Origin of the sequence: Veillonella sp. AF36-20BH (assembly GCF_003602765.1) — a bacterium.
GTDB classification, from domain to species: Bacteria; Bacillota; Negativicutes; order Veillonellales; family Veillonellaceae; genus Veillonella; species Veillonella hominis.
This window is the reverse complement of sequence record NZ_QTLR01000003.1, coordinates 1-16,496: the sequence shown is the minus strand read 5'-3', so window position 1 is coordinate 16,496 and position 16,496 is coordinate 1. Positions and strand designations below refer to the sequence as shown.

Genomic DNA, 16,496 nt, shown 5'->3' with positions numbered 1-16,496 from the left:
ATGAAAGTAAATAACGAAGAATTTATTGCCCTTTGTGCTAATCATGGTATTGAGGGAATTGATATTGTAAATGAGTTAATGCGTTTTAAAGTGCTAGATCAATTGATTTCTAGTAATGCTAGCTCCCGTGAGTGGGGGGTAACGGCAGATGATTTATATGCGTTAGCAGAAAAATCCACAGTAGAATCCTTTGGTCCTGTACCATATGATTTGAATACATTCCAAGCTCTTTATGGACCATCCTTTAGAGTGGAATTGTTTGATTTTATTAGTGACACAGGCATTTTAGAAGGTCTAGATGTAGGCACTATTTGGGAAACTCCTGTTCGTGAAAGTATCGAAGCTCATAGTAAAACGGGAGAATTGGTTCTGTATGCTTATGTAGAAGAATATGCAGGCATGGTTGAAGAGATTCTTCAATCTTATGAAGATAAAAAAGTCGTTCTGTATACGGCATCTCCCGTGTGTTATAGCATTTTGACACGTTTATATCCGATGGCTCAAATCATTAATCAATGGCCTCATCGTAGCTATTTTGATCATATCTTTACAGGCACAGTTGGTATGTTCCAATCCTCTGAAGATATTGTAGAAGAGGTCGCTAACGGATTACATAACTTGGTTCCAGAAGGGACTGCTCAATTATTCTTACCTGCTACAATGGCACAAAATCAATTGGGCTTAAATAATATGGCGTTGCAATTTTTCTTGAACCAAAAACGAGTAGAAGCTATACGAGAATGGACTCCATTAGGGGCTTATGAAATCGTATATGGTAAATACGATGTAAAAAAAATGCGTGTTGGTCTTCGTGAACGTGTAGGGGATGAGTGGAAAACAATTAATTATATTCCATTACCTCATGGTGTATTTGCGCAATTGCCAGTATTTACGGTATTAAATTATGGCTTGTCCTTGCGTTCTATTTTGTTGCCCGGCGGTCAAACGGACGTAGCCTTAGGTCAAGATGGTATTTATTGCATTGATAGCCGTGTATCTGAATTAGGTCGCACTGCTCTTATTGAAAGTGGAGCTTATTTTCTTACTTTTAAACGTCATACTAATCATATTGATGTAGATATTACGACAGAAGTGCCTGTAGATGATATGTACTGGATGTTCCCAGATGCTGAATTAGCATATATGTGGTATGCCTATTTCTGCAGCACTACGGGTCAAACATTGATTCAAGAAATCTCCATGCTCGTTCAAACAGATGAATCCTTTGGCTATATGCTTAGTAGCGTACGTCGTCGCGTATTAGATGTAAAGAATGAAGCCCAACTAATTAAATCTGTACAGGCTGCTGACGAGGCATATATCAAGGCTGTTACGGAGGCTACAAGGAGTTGGAAAGAGACCGTAGATTCATTAGGGGCACAAGTTATGCCACCTACAGCTTCTATTGATATTGAAGATTATAGTGACTATAAAAAAGAATTGTAAATCATATAATTTTGGTTTAAAATATATCGTATCCTAAAAAATATAAACTACTAAATATAGTAGATACGAAACATAGCATATGAATATGTAAGAAAGGAGGACCTATGGCAGTTATTAATTTTGAAATCTTCAAGGTTATTGGTACTTTATCTGAAGATAAAGATGGTTGGAAAAAACAATTAACATGTACTAGTTGGGGAAAATACAATCCTAAGTTTGATCTTCGTGCTTGGGATAGTGAATATACAAGCATGAAAAAAGGTATTACCCTTTCTTTAGAGGAGCTTATTGCATTGCGTGACATCCTCAACGAAAGTGACTTGGAAGCTATTTTAGCTGAGGCTATTGAAGAAAAGCAAGCGTCCAAGGAATAGTATTGGTTACTTGCATTTGTACAGGTGTCATGCTATAATCTATAAGAATAATATTGATTGCTGGAAAGAGGTGTATAGAATGAAACAAGGTATTCATCCAGACTATAAAGAAGCTACAGTAACTTGCGGTTGTGGCAACACATTCAAAACTGGCTCTGTAAAAGAAGACCTTCGTGTAGACGTTTGCTCCAAATGCCATCCGTTCTTCACTGGTCAACAACGTGCGGCTCAAGCTCGTGGTCGTATTGAACAATTTAACAAACGTTACGGCAAATAATTTGTATTGTAATGTAACATGTATTGGCAGGGCTGTTGGCTCTGCCTATATTTGTTTATGAGAGGAGATCTTGTGAACAGAGAACGTATAAAAAAGTTTGTCGGAGGACAGGCTGTGATCGAAGGTGTCATGATGAGAGGCCCTGGCTATACGGCAACTGCCGTACGTGAGCCTGCGGGAACTATTGTAGTTCAAAAAGAGGCTACAAAGTCCATTGCTGACACATATCCAATATTGAAAAAACCATTTCTTCGTGGCTGTGTAGCTCTCTATGAATCTCTAGTGATAGGCATGAAGGCTTTATCCTTCTCTGCTAAGGCTGCTGGCGATGAAGAGGAAGAAATGTCTAATAGTGAAATCGCCATTACCATGGTCATTTCTACACTGTTTGCGATAGCTGTGTTTTTGGCATTGCCTACATTTATCGTAAAATTTATTCCTGGTGTACAGGATAATCATATAGTATTAAATCTCATTGAAGGTGTCATTCGTTTAATACTTTTCTTACTTTATATTTGGGGGATTGGTCTTACGAAGGATATTCAACGAGTTTTCCAATATCATGGGGCAGAGCATAAAACGATTCATACTTATGAATTAGATTTGCCTTTAACTGTAGAAAACGTTCGCCAACAAAGTCGCTTGCATGCGCGATGTGGTACAAATTTCTTACTTATTGTTATGGTAGTTAGTATCTTTGTATTTGCTTTCTTGGGTTGGCCCAATTTGTTGGAACGTATCGTGAGCCGCGTACTCCTTATGCCTGTAGTAGCTGGTATTGCGTACGAGGTAATTCGTCTTGCTGGACGTAGCGATCATTCTTTTGTGAAAGCTCTTATTAAACCAGGTCTTGCGTTACAATATATGACAACGCGTGAACCAGAAGATGATCAAATTGAAGTTGCTATACGAGCTTTAGAAGAGGTCCGTCCGCCTGAGAGTGACGCATATGAAGAGGAATAAACATGTTAGTTGATAAATTACAAGTTATTGAAGATAAATTTATGGATCTTGAGCAGCGCATTAGTGACCCAGAGGTCATTGCTCGCCAAGATGAATGGCGTAAATTGACCCGTCAACATGCTCAATTATCTGAAACCGTTGAAACGTTCCGTACTTACAAAAAAGTTTTATCTGGTATTGATGAAGCTATGGAAGTTATTGAAGATAAATCCATGGACGAAGAATTCCGAGAAATGGCTCAAGAGGAATTGAAAGAGTTAAAACCTCAAAAAGAGGAATTGGAAGAAAAGTTGCAAGTTCTATTATTGCCTAAGGATCCTAATGATGATAAAAATATTATCATTGAGATTCGCGGGGGCGCTGGCGGTGATGAAGCTGCATTATTTGCAGGCGACTTGTTCCGGATGTACACAAAATATGCGGAAAGCCAAGGCTGGCGTTGTGAGATTATCGATGCTAATGAACCAGAGCTTGGTGGCTTTAAAGAGGTTATTTTCTCTGTGGATGGTGAAAATGTATACTCTAAGATGAAATTTGAATCTGGTGTACATCGTGTACAACGTGTACCGGCTACAGAAACACAAGGCCGTGTACATACATCTACAGTTACAGTAGCCGTATTGCCAGAGATGGAAGATGTTGATATTGAAGTTAATGAAAAAGATTTAAAAATTGATACATATCGTGCGAGTGGTGCCGGTGGTCAGCATATCAATAAAACTGAGTCTGCTGTTCGTATTACACACTTACCATCTGGTATCGTTGTAGCGTGTCAAGATCAACGATCTCAATTACAAAACCGTGAAAAAGCTATGCGTGTATTACGTGCTAAGTTACAGGATCAAGCTGAACAAGAGGCCATTTCTAGTATGGCTGCAGATCGTAAGAGTCAAGTCGGTACAGGTGATCGTAGTGAACGTATTCGCACCTATAATTACCCACAAGGACGCGTCACAGATCATCGTATTAATTTAACATTATATAAATTAGATGCTATTTTAAATGGCGATCTTGATGAAATTATTCAAGCCTTAAATGCTGTAGACCAAGCGGCAAAAATGCAGGAGGCCAATACAAATGCATAAGGAGATTTGGACAATCGGTCGTATTCTCCAGTGGACAGAGCAGTACTTTCAAAGCAAGGAGATGGATACACCTCGACTTGATGGGGAAGTACTGCTTTCTCACGTTTTAGGTAAAGATCGGATTTATCTATATACCCATTATGACCAACCGCTTATTCAAGATGAACTCGATGCCTTTAGACCTCTCGTTCAACAACGGGCTAAGGGGCATTGTGTAGCGGCTATCATTGGGGAAAAGGACTTTATGGGGTTGACCTTTAAGGTGAATGATAAAGTATTGATTCCTCGACCTGATACAGAAACTTTGATTGAGTATGTACTAGGCACATATCCAAAAGATAGCGATATGCGTGTCCTCGATGTATGTACAGGTCCTGGTACGATATTGTTAAGTCTATTACACTACTTGCCGAATGCGTGTGGAGTAGGACTTGAAATATCTACCGATGCTTTGTCAGTGGCTGAGAAAAACTGTGAAAGGTTTAATTTAAATGATCGTGTTCAATTTATAGAATCCGATATGTTTTCTGGTTTGGTAGGTAAAACTGAGAAGTTTGACCTCATCGTATCGAACCCACCATATATCCGTACAGGGGATGCTAAATTATTGTCTCAGGACGTGTTAAATGAGCCTCATATTGCCTTATTTGGTGGTGAAGATGGACTTGATTTTTATCGTATTTTGACTAAATCATGCGGTATATATTTAAAATCGCAAGGCCGTATAGCTTTTGAAATAGGTTTTGATCAAGCTGAGGCTGTAAAGTCTTTATTAGAGGAAACAGGGCAGTATTCTAATATTCGATGTATTACTGACCTTGGTGGAAATGATCGCGTTATAATAGCTGTGTATGAGGGATAATATGGATACTCAAATTATTACAAATCCATCAGATCAAGAACTAGATATGCTTGCTCGCGCTTTACGTAATGGCGAATTAGTGTCCATTCCTACAGAAACTGTATATGGATTAGGTGCTAATGGGTTAGATCCGGAGGCGATGGATAAAATCTACACCGCTAAAGGTCGCCCTTCCGATAATCCACTTATTTTACATGTTCCTAATAGTGAAAGTATAAAACCTTTAGTAACAGAGGTTTCAAATACGGCACAATTATTAATGGATACGTTTTGGCCTGGTCCGTTGACAATCACATTGCCTAAATCAGATTTAGTGCCAGATCGTGCTACAGGCGGATTACCTCGTGTTGCTTTACGTTGCCCTGATCATGAGCTTTGTCGAGCTTTATTAGAGCGTGCTGGTGTACCTATAGCGGCTCCTAGTGCTAATATATCTGGACGGCCAAGTCCCACAACGGCACAAGATGTTTATCATGATATGAAGGACCGTATTTCCTATATTTTAGATGCTGGTTCATGTACGATTGGTGTAGAGTCTACTGTTGTGGAAGTCCATGATGATAAGGTCATTATATTGAGACCTGGTGGAATTACAAAAGCACAGCTTGAAAATGTTGTGTCTACGGTTGAGTATGATACTGCTCTAGTTAATGCTAACACTAAGCCAAAGGCTCCCGGTATGAAGTATACGCATTATGCTCCTGATGTACCTATGACAGTTGTTGTAGGTAGTCCAGAAGGTGTAGCAAGTACTTTCAAAGAGCTTTCTGCAGAGGTAGAAGGTCCCATAGGTTGTTTGGTAAGTCATGAAACGTACGACCTGATTAAAGGGGATACACGCTTTATATGCCATTGTTTTGGCCATCATAGTGATGCTTTATCATTAGGTCATGACTTTTACAAAAGTCTATTACATTTTAATGAAAAGCATGTTACCCTAATCTTGGCAGAAGGTGTTGATGATGACGGTTTTGGTGTTGCTATTATGAATCGTATGGAGAAGGCATCGAGCCATCATATCATTTATAAGTAAATTTACTAGCATAAAAATGTCCACTGATAATAGAAATATGTCTTTACATATTGGATGGATTTGCTATAATGTATAAAGTAATCACAAAATGTGATTAAGTAAGGATGTTATTATGAATATTTTATTTGTGTGTACCGGTAACACTTGCCGTAGCCCTATGGCTGAAGGTATTACACGGGCACTTGCAGCGGAGCAACATAAGGATGTTACCACTGTATCGGCTGGGTTATTTGCCGCTTATGGCGCAAAACCAACTGAACAAGCCGTGGAAGCCGTCCGTTCCATTGCAGATATTTCTGATCATGAATCGAGACCATTGACGATGGAACTCGTGAATGCAGCAGATCTTATCATTGGTATGACGAAAGATCACAAATCTGTACTGCTTCGCCAATTCCCATTTGAGGAAAGTAAAATCAAAACGATTTCCGAGTGGGGTGGTCTAGATGGTGATGTTACGGACCCATATGGATCTGACCAAACCGTATATAATCAATGTGCGGAACAAATTTATCACTTAGTAGAGGCCGGTCTTACATCAGTGCCTCAGAAGGCGTAGGAGATGAAATTATGAAAGTTGCAATCGGTTGTGATCATGGCGGATTAAATCTGAAGGAATCTGTTAAAGAAGTATTGAGTGCATTGGGACATGAAGTAGAGGATTTTGGTTGTTATTCAGCTGAGTCTTGTGACTATCCTGATATTGCAGTACCTGTAGCAAATGCAGTTGTATCTGGTCAAGCAGATCGCGGTATTTTGATTTGTGGTACTGGTATCGGTATCGGTATTGCAGCAAATAAGATAGCGGGCATTCGCGCTGCTCTTTGTCATGATACATTTTCTGCTCACGCATGTCGTGAACATAATGATGCGAACATCCTTACTATGGGTGAACGCGTTATTGGACCAGGCCTTGCTAACGATATTGTAACCATTTTTATGGAAACTGAGTTTGAAGGTGGACGTCATGCACGTCGTGTAGAGAAAATAAAAGCATTAGAGAAATAATACATCATTACTTTATAGATAGTTGTTCTATATGAGGAGGATACTCATGAGTTTCTTAGAAAAACAAGACCCTAATATTCAAGCTGTTATCAACCAAGAGTTAGCACGCCAACGCGATAAATTAGAAATGATTGCTTCTGAAAATTTTGTTTCTCAAGCTGTAATGGAAGCTCAAGGTAGCGTATTGACTAACAAATATGCAGAAGGGTATCCTGGCAAACGCTATTATGGCGGTTGTGAAAATGTTGATGTTATTGAAACATTGGCTATCGAACGTGCAAAACGCCTGTTCGGTGCAGAACATGCTAATGTACAACCTCACTCTGGTTCTCAAGCAAACTTTGGCGTGTATTTCGCATTATTACAACCAGGTGATACTATTGTGGGTATGAACTTGTCCCACGGCGGTCATTTGACTCATGGTTCTCCAGTTAACGTATCTGGTACATATTTCAATGTAGTACCTTATGGTGTAGATGCTGAAACACAACAAATCGACTACGATGAGTTCCGTAAAATTGTATTGGAAGCAAAACCTAAGTTGATTATCGCTGGTGGTAGTGCTTATAGCCGTCAAATCGACTTTAAGAAAATGGCTGAAGTGGCACACGAAGTAGATGCTATTTTCATGGTAGATATGGCTCACTTTGCTGGACTTGTAGCAGCTGGTTTACATCCAAACCCTGTGGAATATGCAGATATCGTTACTACAACAACTCATAAAACATTGCGTGGCCCTCGTGGTGGTATGATTCTTTGCAAAGAAAAGTATGCTAAAGCAATCGATAAAGCCATCTTCCCTGGCATCCAAGGTGGTCCTTTGATGCATGTTATCGCTGCTAAAGCTGTAGCATTTGGTGAAGCTTTACAACCTGAGTTCAAAGTATATGCACAACAAGTCATCGACAATGCAAAAGCGCTGGCTGCAGCATTACAAGAAAAGGGCTTAACAATTGTTTCTGGCGGTACAGATACTCATGTTATGCTTGTAGATGTTCGTAATACTGGTTTAACTGGTAAAGAAGCTGAACACTTACTCGATGAAGTAGGTATTACATGTAATAAAAATACAATTCCATTTGATCCAGCTAGCCCATTTGTAACAAGTGGTATTCGCCTTGGTACGCCAGCTCTTACAACACGTGGTTTGCAAGTGAAAGATATGGAAGAAATTGCCGATATTATTGCAGTGGTTCTTAAAAATCCTGAGGATAAATCGCTCCATGAAGAAGCTAGTAAACGTGTTGCTGCACTTTGTGAAGCGTATCCATTGTACTAATCGATTGTATTAATATTAAATATATATTTATAGTCCTATAAGTTTATAGGTAGTGTAAAAGGGGTGTGCCATCGGCACATCCCTTTCAATATTTTTATGGCATGATTTTCTAATCTGTGATAGAGTAAATATGATAGTTAATCGCTAGAATGGGATATGTATATTGTTTTATAGGAGGACAGTCATGAAAGTTAATGTTATGACACATCCATTGATTCAACACAAAGTTACATTGATGCGTGACGTACAAACAGGCTCTAAAGATTTCAGAGAACTACTTGATGAAATTACTATGTTGATGGGGTATGAAATTACACGCAACTTACCACTTGAGGATGTGGAGGTAGAAACACCACTAACTAAAATGACTGGCAAACGAATTGCAGGTAAAAAACTGGGTATTATTCCAATTCTTCGCGCTGGTCTAGGTATGGTAAATGGTATGCTTAGTTTAATTCCAACTGCAAAAGTTGGTCATATTGGTTTGTACCGTGATCCTGAAACTTTGAAACCAGTAGAATACTACTGTAAACTACCATCTGACGTAGGAGAACGCGACTTCATCGTAACTGATCCAATGCTTGCTACTGGTGGTAGTGCAGCTGCAGCGATTACATTGCTAAAAGAAAAAGGTGCTAAACATATTAAATTAATGTGCTTAGTAGCTGCTCCTGAAGGGGTAGAAGCAGTAAATAAAGAACATCCAGATGTTCCTATTTATGTAGCAGCACTTGATGAAAAGCTTAATGATCATGGTTACATCTTGCCTGGCTTAGGGGATGCAGGTGACCGTATCTTCGGTACAAAATAAAATACAATAAAACGACATATTAGAATATAATAAGGGGACATGACGACATATTATTAGATTTGAAATAATAACAAATTATCTAAGGCGTATGTCGTTTTCTCTTATTTAGGGTTGAATAAAAATTACATAAGGTATACAATACAAGTGTAAAAGTATTTTTTTATTTTAGGTGGGACGGATTTTGTTCACATGGGACGAAAAACGATTCATGTAATCCCAACGGGTAAAGGAGGGACCCGATGAACGAATTTCTAATGATATGTGAACGTATTGTTCCTGAAATTGTTAGCGTATTGAAGGAGCGATACAAAATACTAAACCACCTTGTTTATGAAGAGCCTATAGGCCGTAGAACATTAGCTACCGCAACGGATCTTCCAGAGCGAACCGTAAGAAGTCATATTGAGTTAATGCGTGCTAATGGTCTTGTAGACATTTATAAACCAGGGATTTTTCTCACTGATGAGGGACATGCAATTGTTCCAAAGTTACGAAATTTTTTAAATGAGCTAGATCGTATTAACGAGCTAGAACATCGATTGACTGAAGCACTTCATATCGATAGAGTTGTTATTACACCTACAGAAGGAACCTTGATGGTTAAAAAGTTAGGCTTTACAGCGGCAAAGTTATTGCAAGACCTATTGAAACCTAATGCAGTAGTAGCCATCAGTGGCGGTAGCACCATGGCAGCAATAGCTGAAGAAATGCCTATCTTACCTTTCAATCCTACTGTGGTACCAGCCCGTGGTGGCGTTGGTGAAGTAGTGGAATACCAAGCTAATGTAATTGCTTCGGTGCTTGCTGAACGACTAAGTGGTTCCTATAAGATGCTCCATTTACCTGATGGACTTTCACAAGACTCATTACATATGCTCATGACTTGTGAACCACAAATTAAAGAAATTGGAGACCTCATTAGTAGGACTGACGTACTATTATTTGGTATTGGTACTGCAATGCGCATGGCGGATCAGCGCCATATTGCCGATGATGTGCGTAAGCAGTTGGTAGATAATCATGCGGTAGGTGAAGCACTTGGCCAATATTGTGACATTGAGGGTAAGTTAATTTATTCTACTAATAATATTGGTTTATCACTTCCCGATGTAGTAAAGGTTCCCAATGTTATTGCTGTAGCTGGCGGACAAGAAAAAGCGAGCGCTATTATAGGTGTGATGCGAGCTTGCCAGAAAGGGATACTTATCATTGATGAGCAAGCAGCCGAAGGTATGCGTCAATTGTTACAAATTTCTGCCTTATAGGCGAATTAGTAGTTATAAATTTTAGTTTGAATTTGGTTAGAATTTTTGTTATTAGGAGGATCTAACAATGGCAGTAAAAGTTGGTATTAACGGATTTGGTCGTATTGGTAAATGTGTAGTTCGCGCAGCGATTAATAATCCTGATGTGGATGTAGTGGCAATTAATGCAACTGGTGATAATGAAGGTACTGCATTATTGTTAAAATACGATTCCGTACACGGTACAATTCCTAATGAAGTAACATTTGATGAAGAAAATATCTACGTTGATGGTAAAAAAATCCGTGTATTCCATGACCGCGACGCTTCTAAATTACCATGGTCTGAAGAAGGCGTAGAAATTGTTATGGAATGTACTGGTAAATACCGTGATGCAGAGGAAGCAAAGGTTCATTTGAATCAACCTACTGTAAAAAAAGTATTAATCTCTGCACCTGGTAAAAACGAAGACTTAACTATGGTTATGGGTGTTAACCAAGATATGTATGATCCTGCAAAACATCACATTATCTCTAATGCATCTTGTACAACAAATTGCTTGGCTCCATTTGCTAAAGTATTATGTGATGAATTCGGTATCAAACGCGGTATGATGACTACAATTCATTCCTACACTAATGACCAAAAAATTCTTGATGCACGTCATAAAGACCCTCGCCGTGCTCGTGCTGCAGCAATGTCCATCATTCCTACAACAACTGGTGCAGCGAAAGCTGTTGCTAAAGTATTGCCTCAATTAAAAGGTAAATTAGATGGTTTTGCATTGCGCGTTCCTACTCCAGACGTATCTGCTACAGATCTTGTTTGCGAACTTGAAAAACCGGCTACTAAAGAAGAAATCAACGAAGCATTTCGCAAAGCAGCAGCCGGTGAATTAAAAGGTATTCTTGGTGTATCTGATGTACCATTGGTATCCTGTGATTTCAGCTCTGATCCTCGTAGCTCCATTGTTGATGCTGATTTGACAATGGTTATGGATGGCAACATGGTAAAAGTTGTTTCTTGGTATGACAACGAATGGGGTTACTCCGAACGTCTTATCGACATGGCCGCATTTGTAGCAAGCAAAGGCTTATAATCAGGAGGCTTTGATGAAACAAACAATTGAAGGTTTACAAGTAGCTAATAAAACAGTATTTGTTCGTGTTGATTTTAATGTTCCTATGAAAGACGGTGTCATCACTGATGACACTCGTATTCGTAGTGCATTACCTACTATCAATTACTTAATCGAAAAAGGGGCAAAGGTTATCCTTGCTTCTCACTTTGGTCGTCCTAAGGGAGAACGCAAACCAGAAATGTCTTTGGCACCATGTGCTAAGCATTTATCTGACCTTATCAACAAGTCTGTAGCATTCGTAGATGACTGTATTGGTCCTAAAGTTGAAGAAGCTGTAAAAGCATTACAATCTGGTGATGTATTGATGCTTGAAAATTTGCGTTACCACAATGAAGAAACTAAAAATGACCCTGAGTTTGCTAAGCAATTGGCATCTCTTGCAGATGTTGCTATCAATGATGCGTTTGGTGTATCTCACCGTAATGCGGCATCTGTAGTCGGTATTGCTGATTATATCCCTATGGCAGCAGGTTTCTTGCTCAAAAAAGAAATTGACGCATTAAGTGCAGCTATAGTACATCCCAAAACACCTATGGCAGCTATTATTGGTGGCGCGAAAGTTACAGATAAAATCTCCGTTATTTCTAACTTATTGCCTAAAGTTGATGTAATGATCATCGGCGGTGGTATGGCTAATGCGTTCATTAAAGCGCAAGGTTGCAATATTGGTAGCTCCTTATTTGAAGAAGGTCAAGAAGTTATCGCTACAGACCTTGTTATGGAAGCTCGTGTAGCAGGTGCTAAATTACTAACACCTATTGATGCTGTAGTAGCAGATGCTTTCAGCAACGATGCTAATACTAAAATCGCTGATGTTGATCAAATCGAAGATGGCTGGATGATATTAGATATTGGGCCTAAAACCCGCGAACTTTATGTAGAAGCATTGGCGCCAATGAAGACTATTATTTGGAATGGTCCTATGGGCGTATTTGAAATGGAAAACTTTGCAGCTGGTACAAATGCAGTAGCGAAAGCTGTAGCTGAATCTGATGCGATGACTATCGTTGGTGGTGGCGACTCTGTAGCAGCCATTGAAAAAAGTGGTTTAGCAGATAAAATTAGCCACATCTCCACAGGTGGCGGTGCATCTTTAGAATTCTTAGAAGGCAAAATCCTACCGGGTATTGCTGCATTGTCCGAGGCATAATATGAGAAAACCCATTATTGCAGGGAATTGGAAAATGAATGGCACCATTGCATCTGGATCAATTCTGATCGAAGCGTTTAACAGCGTGTTACAAGATATGGAATTGTCCTGTGATGTAGTTGTATGTCCGCCTTTTACAGCTATCGAACGTGCTGTAGTATTGACGAAAAATACAGCTATTGAAGTAGGTGCACAAACTATGGATTATCATGATGCTGGTGCGTTTACTGGTGAGATTTCACCACTTATGCTTACAGAAGTAGGCGTTAATTATGTAATCATCGGTCACTCTGAGCGCCGTGAATATTATGGCGAAACAGATGAGACCGTTAATGCAAAAATTAAAAGTGCATTTCATCATAATTTGAATCCTATTGTCTGTGTTGGTGAAAGTTTAGAACATCGTGAAACGGGTCATACACTTGATTGGATTACGTCTCAACTAAAAGGGGCTTTGGCTGATATTCCGAAAGAACAAGTCAGTCAATTAATCATTGCGTACGAACCAATTTGGGCTATCGGTACGGGCAAGACAGCAACGGCTGATCAAGCTGAAGAGGTATGCAAAGAAATCCGCAATTACATTCGATCTTTATATGATAATGAAACTGCCGATGCAGTACGCATCCAGTATGGTGGTAGCGTTAAATCAGAAAATGCACTAGAAATCCTTGGAGAGCCTAATATTGACGGTGCTCTCGTAGGTGGTGCATCACTTGTGGTCGATGAATTTATTGATATTATTAAAGCTGCAAACCAAGTAAGCGCTTAATATGAGGTTACAAATGGCTAAATTAGAGGCTCCCGTAATGCTAGTCATCCTAGATGGCTTTGGCTTGGGGGATAAATCAGACACAACCAATGCTGTAGTACAGGCGAAGCCGCTCTGTTTTAATCGATTATGGGATATGTATCCACATACAACATTAGAAGCATCAGGGCTTGCGGTAGGCCTTCCAGAAGGTCAAATGGGAAATTCTGAAGTTGGCCATTTAAATCTTGGCTCTGGTCGCATAGTGTATCAAGATTTGACTCGTATTACTAAAGATGTCGAGTCTGGTGAGTTTTATAATCGCCCTGTTATGAAGGAACTATACGAAGTAGCTAAGAAGCAAAGCTTACATCTTATAGGCCTAGTTTCAGATGGCAATGTGCATTGCTCCTTAGATCATATTAAGGCAGTCATCAAGGGGGCTCATGATAATGGAATCGAGCATGTGTATGTCCATGCTTTGCTCGATGGTCGTGATGTAGCTCCACAATGTGCACAAGGCTATTTAAAGGACTTAGAAACGTATATGGCTGATCTCAATTGTGGTAAAATTGCTACAGTTAGTGGTCGCTATTATGCAATGGACCGCGATAATCGTTGGGACCGCGTTGAATTGGCATATAATGCCATCGTACATGGTCAAGGTGAAATAGCTACATCTGCATGTGAAGCAGTGCAACAGTCTTATGATAAAGATGCGGCAGATGAGTTTGTACTTCCTACGGTGATTGATGCTGCAGGGACTATCAAAGATGGAGATGCGGTTATATTCTGTAACTTCCGCCCAGACCGTGGTCGTGAACTTACAAAGGCACTAGTGTTACCTGATTTTGATGGCTTTAAACGGGAGCCACTATCTATATATATGGCAACTATGACAAAATACGAGGATGGTTTGCCCGTACATATTGTGTATCAAAAGGATACATTATCTGAAACATTAGGTGAAGTTCTAAGTATAGGTGGTTATCGCCAATTGCGCATCGCGGAAACAGAAAAGTATGCTCATGTTACATATTTCTTTAATGGCGGTGAAGAGGAACCCTTTGAAGGGGAGGACCGCATTCTCGTAAAATCCCCTCAAGTGGCCACCTATGATTTACAACCAGAAATGAGCGCTTATGAAGTGACCGATAAGGTTGTACAAGCAATACAAGATGAAACATATGACATGATCATCTTGAACTTTGCAAATCCAGATATGGTTGGTCATACTGGTAGCTTTGAAGCTGCCGTTAAAGCGGTTCAAGCAGTAGATACTTGTTTAGGTCGTATCGTGGAGGCTATTCGTAGCAAGAAAGGTCATCTGTTAGTTACAGCAGATCATGGTAATGCAGAGCTTATGGTTAACCATGAAACAGGTAAGGTACATACGGCACATACAACGAACTTGGTTCCTTTAATTTTAATGAGCGACAGTTTAAAAACAGCTACATTAGAAGCTGGTAAATTATGTGACATTGCTCCTACATTATTAGATTTAGCTGGGATACAACAACCAAAAGCTATGACAGGTCACAGCTTGGTACATAAAGCATAATATGGAGCTTTCACTATATTAGTAGTTAATTAGAGTTATAAGCCTATAAGGTTTAGCTCAATATATATAATGGCTGTCAGATGGCAGTTATTCCATTAGATTATATGAGGTGAAAAAATGGCAGTAATTGAACAAGTCATTGCAAGAGAGATTTTAGATTCCCGCGGTAATCCAACAGTTGAAGTTGAAGTATGTTTAGAAGATGGTACTATTGCGACAGCAGCTGTTCCATCTGGTGCTTCCACAGGTATGTTTGAAGCCGTAGAATTACGGGATGGAGATAAATCCCGTTACTCCGGTAAAGGTGTTTTAAAAGCTATCGATAATGTAAATGCTAAAATTGGTCCTGCACTTATCGGTTATGACGCTACAGAACAAGTGGCAATCGATAACTTGATGTTGCAACTTGACGGTACAGACAATAAATCTAACCTTGGTGCAAATGCAATTCTTGGCGTATCAATGGCAGTAGCTCGTGCGGCGGCTGAATCTTTGGACTTGCCATTATTTGTATATCTTGGTGGCTTCAATGCTAAAGAGTTGCCAGTTCCTATGATGAATATCTTGAATGGTGGCGCACATGCAGATAACAACGTAGATATTCAAGAATTCATGATCATGCCTGTAGGCGCTAAATCTTTTGCAGAAGCTCTTCGTAGCTGTGCAGAAGTATACCATACTTTGAAATCCGTACTTCACAATAAAGGTCTTAGTACTGCAGTAGGTGATGAAGGTGGTTTCGCACCTAACTTGTCATCTAATGAAGAAGCATTAGAAGTAATTTGTGAAGCTATTAAAGCTGCTGGTTATGAACCAGGAAAAGATTTCAAATTGGCACTTGATTCTGCATCTTCTGAATTCTACGAAGATGGTAAATACAATCTAGCTGGCGAAGGCAAAGTTAAAACAGCTGCTGAAATGGTAGACTTTTACGAATACCTAGTAGGTAAATACCCAATTGTATCCATCGAAGATGGTCTTGCTGAAGAAGATTGGGAAGGCTGGAAATTGTTGACAGACCGCCTTGGTGACCGCGTACAACTTGTTGGTGATGATTTATTTGTGACTAACACAAAACGTTTGGCTCGTGGTATTGAGCTTGGTGTAGGTAATTCTATTCTTGTAAAAGTTAATCAAATCGGTACTCTCACTGAAGCTTTTGATGCTATGGAACTTGCTAAACGTGCTGGTTACACTTGCGTAGTATCTCACCGCTCTGGTGAAACTGCAGATACATTCATTGCTGATATTGCTGTAGCTGTAAATGCTGGTCAAATCAAGACTGGCGCACCGGCTCGTTCTGAACGTGTAGCAAAATATAATCAATTACTTCGCATTGAAGAAATGTTATACGAAACAGCTCAATATAAAGGTAATGACGTTTTTTATAACTTAAAATAAGATACGTTATATCTAATAGTCCAATAAGGGCGCCCTTTGGGGCGCCTTTTTTGTATGTGATGAATTGTAAAATATATTGCGACAAATAAAAAGACTCATATTGGAGATCT

The 16,496-nt window shown here is 39.5% G+C and carries 17 protein-coding genes; all 17 read left to right on the top strand.

Annotation, left to right across the window (positions count from 1 at the left end; genetic code table 11):
- The 17 genes from DW000_RS04365 (at position 1) to eno (ending at position 16,386) form a co-directional block, all read left to right on the top strand.
- Positions 1 to 1,446, top strand: coding sequence for a hypothetical protein (locus DW000_RS04365; protein ID WP_120055301.1), 1,446 nt, complete (start codon positions 1 to 3; stop codon positions 1,444 to 1,446).
- Between the two features lie 104 nt (positions 1,447 to 1,550).
- Complete coding sequence (locus tag DW000_RS04360) at positions 1,551 to 1,820, top strand: PC4/YdbC family ssDNA-binding protein (RefSeq protein WP_004696187.1); 270 nt, start codon at positions 1,551 to 1,553, stop codon at positions 1,818 to 1,820.
- A 79-nt stretch (positions 1,821 to 1,899) separates the two neighbouring features.
- On the top strand, positions 1,900 to 2,097 hold the full coding sequence (gene rpmE / locus DW000_RS04355) for a 50S ribosomal protein L31 (protein WP_004696185.1): 198 nt from the start codon (positions 1,900 to 1,902) through the stop codon (positions 2,095 to 2,097).
- A 57-nt stretch (positions 2,098 to 2,154) separates the two neighbouring features.
- On the top strand, positions 2,155 to 3,060 hold the full coding sequence (locus DW000_RS04350; RefSeq protein WP_120055299.1) for a DUF1385 domain-containing protein: 906 nt from the start codon (positions 2,155 to 2,157) through the stop codon (positions 3,058 to 3,060).
- A 2-nt stretch (positions 3,061 to 3,062) separates the two neighbouring features.
- Complete coding sequence (gene prfA / locus DW000_RS04345; RefSeq protein WP_120055297.1) at positions 3,063 to 4,145, top strand: peptide chain release factor 1; 1,083 nt, start codon at positions 3,063 to 3,065, stop codon at positions 4,143 to 4,145.
- The gene (gene prmC, locus DW000_RS04340; RefSeq protein ID WP_120055295.1) at positions 4,138 to 5,007 is read left to right on the top strand and encodes a peptide chain release factor N(5)-glutamine methyltransferase; all 870 of its coding nucleotides are present in this window, start codon (positions 4,138 to 4,140) and stop codon (positions 5,005 to 5,007) included. Before prfA ends, prmC begins: the two co-directional genes overlap by 8 nt.
- 1 nt (position 5,008) lies before the next feature.
- On the top strand, positions 5,009 to 6,040 hold the full coding sequence (locus DW000_RS04335) for an L-threonylcarbamoyladenylate synthase (protein WP_120055293.1): 1,032 nt from the start codon (positions 5,009 to 5,011) through the stop codon (positions 6,038 to 6,040).
- 112 nt (positions 6,041 to 6,152) lie between these two features.
- Positions 6,153 to 6,599: a low molecular weight protein arginine phosphatase gene (locus tag DW000_RS04330; RefSeq protein WP_120055291.1), complete on the top strand. Its 447-nt coding sequence runs from the start codon at positions 6,153 to 6,155 to the stop codon at positions 6,597 to 6,599.
- Positions 6,600 to 6,610: 11 nt separating this feature from the next.
- On the top strand, positions 6,611 to 7,048 hold the full coding sequence (gene rpiB / locus DW000_RS04325) for a ribose 5-phosphate isomerase B (RefSeq protein WP_004696955.1): 438 nt from the start codon (positions 6,611 to 6,613) through the stop codon (positions 7,046 to 7,048).
- Between the two features lie 46 nt (positions 7,049 to 7,094).
- Positions 7,095 to 8,327, top strand: a complete 1,233-nt coding sequence (glyA, locus tag DW000_RS04320) for a serine hydroxymethyltransferase (RefSeq protein WP_101928355.1) — start codon at positions 7,095 to 7,097, stop codon at positions 8,325 to 8,327.
- A 184-nt stretch (positions 8,328 to 8,511) separates the two neighbouring features.
- A complete protein-coding gene (gene upp, locus DW000_RS04315; protein ID WP_008601199.1) occupies positions 8,512 to 9,138 on the top strand; it encodes a uracil phosphoribosyltransferase in 627 nt (208 codons plus the stop codon).
- Positions 9,139 to 9,377: 239 nt separating this feature from the next.
- Positions 9,378 to 10,403 carry a sugar-binding domain-containing protein gene (locus DW000_RS04310; RefSeq protein ID WP_008714121.1) on the top strand — a complete coding sequence of 342 codons (1,026 nt, stop codon included), beginning with the start codon at positions 9,378 to 9,380 and terminating at the stop codon, positions 10,401 to 10,403.
- Between the two features lie 67 nt (positions 10,404 to 10,470).
- Positions 10,471 to 11,481 carry a type I glyceraldehyde-3-phosphate dehydrogenase gene (gene gap, locus DW000_RS04305; protein WP_004697289.1) on the top strand — a complete coding sequence of 337 codons (1,011 nt, stop codon included), beginning with the start codon at positions 10,471 to 10,473 and terminating at the stop codon, positions 11,479 to 11,481.
- Positions 11,482 to 11,494: 13 nt separating this feature from the next.
- A complete protein-coding gene (locus DW000_RS04300; RefSeq protein ID WP_120055289.1) occupies positions 11,495 to 12,673 on the top strand; it encodes a phosphoglycerate kinase in 1,179 nt (392 codons plus the stop codon).
- A gap of 1 nt (position 12,674) precedes the next feature.
- Positions 12,675 to 13,445 carry a triose-phosphate isomerase gene (gene tpiA / locus DW000_RS04295; RefSeq protein ID WP_024061891.1) on the top strand — a complete coding sequence of 257 codons (771 nt, stop codon included), beginning with the start codon at positions 12,675 to 12,677 and terminating at the stop codon, positions 13,443 to 13,445.
- Between the two features lie 13 nt (positions 13,446 to 13,458).
- A complete protein-coding gene (gpmI, locus tag DW000_RS04290; protein ID WP_120055287.1) occupies positions 13,459 to 14,985 on the top strand; it encodes a 2,3-bisphosphoglycerate-independent phosphoglycerate mutase in 1,527 nt (508 codons plus the stop codon).
- Between the two features lie 117 nt (positions 14,986 to 15,102).
- Entirely contained in the window at positions 15,103 to 16,386 is a 1,284-nt protein-coding gene (gene eno, locus DW000_RS04285) for a phosphopyruvate hydratase (protein ID WP_120055285.1), read from the top strand.
- The last annotated feature ends 110 nt before the right edge of the window (positions 16,387 to 16,496 follow it).

Excerpts from the sequence above, each read along its gene's own strand:
- DW000_RS04365 (WP_120055301.1), top strand. The coding sequence starts at position 1 with ATGAAAGTAAATAACGAAGAATTTATTGCCCTTTGTGCTAATCATGGT.
- tpiA (WP_024061891.1), top strand. The coding sequence starts at position 12,675 with ATGAGAAAACCCATTATTGCAGGGAATTGGAAAATGAATGGCACCATT.
- gpmI (WP_120055287.1), top strand. The coding sequence starts at position 13,459 with ATGGCTAAATTAGAGGCTCCCGTAATGCTAGTCATCCTAGATGGCTTT.
- DW000_RS04350 (WP_120055299.1), top strand. The coding sequence starts at position 2,155 with ATGAGAGGAGATCTTGTGAACAGAGAACGTATAAAAAAGTTTGTCGGA.
- DW000_RS04310 (WP_008714121.1), top strand. The coding sequence starts at position 9,378 with ATGAACGAATTTCTAATGATATGTGAACGTATTGTTCCTGAAATTGTT.
- DW000_RS04335 (WP_120055293.1), top strand. The coding sequence starts at position 5,009 with ATGGATACTCAAATTATTACAAATCCATCAGATCAAGAACTAGATATG.
- prfA (WP_120055297.1), top strand. The coding sequence starts at position 3,063 with ATGTTAGTTGATAAATTACAAGTTATTGAAGATAAATTTATGGATCTT.
- eno (WP_120055285.1), top strand. The coding sequence starts at position 15,103 with ATGGCAGTAATTGAACAAGTCATTGCAAGAGAGATTTTAGATTCCCGC.
- rpmE (WP_004696185.1), top strand. The coding sequence starts at position 1,900 with ATGAAACAAGGTATTCATCCAGACTATAAAGAAGCTACAGTAACTTGC.
- prmC (WP_120055295.1), top strand. The coding sequence starts at position 4,138 with ATGCATAAGGAGATTTGGACAATCGGTCGTATTCTCCAGTGGACAGAG.
- DW000_RS04330 (WP_120055291.1), top strand. The coding sequence starts at position 6,153 with ATGAATATTTTATTTGTGTGTACCGGTAACACTTGCCGTAGCCCTATG.
- DW000_RS04300 (WP_120055289.1), top strand. The coding sequence starts at position 11,495 with ATGAAACAAACAATTGAAGGTTTACAAGTAGCTAATAAAACAGTATTT.
- upp (WP_008601199.1), top strand. The coding sequence starts at position 8,512 with ATGAAAGTTAATGTTATGACACATCCATTGATTCAACACAAAGTTACA.
- gap (WP_004697289.1), top strand. The coding sequence starts at position 10,471 with ATGGCAGTAAAAGTTGGTATTAACGGATTTGGTCGTATTGGTAAATGT.
- glyA (WP_101928355.1), top strand. The coding sequence starts at position 7,095 with ATGAGTTTCTTAGAAAAACAAGACCCTAATATTCAAGCTGTTATCAAC.
- rpiB (WP_004696955.1), top strand. The coding sequence starts at position 6,611 with ATGAAAGTTGCAATCGGTTGTGATCATGGCGGATTAAATCTGAAGGAA.
- DW000_RS04360 (WP_004696187.1), top strand. The coding sequence starts at position 1,551 with ATGGCAGTTATTAATTTTGAAATCTTCAAGGTTATTGGTACTTTATCT.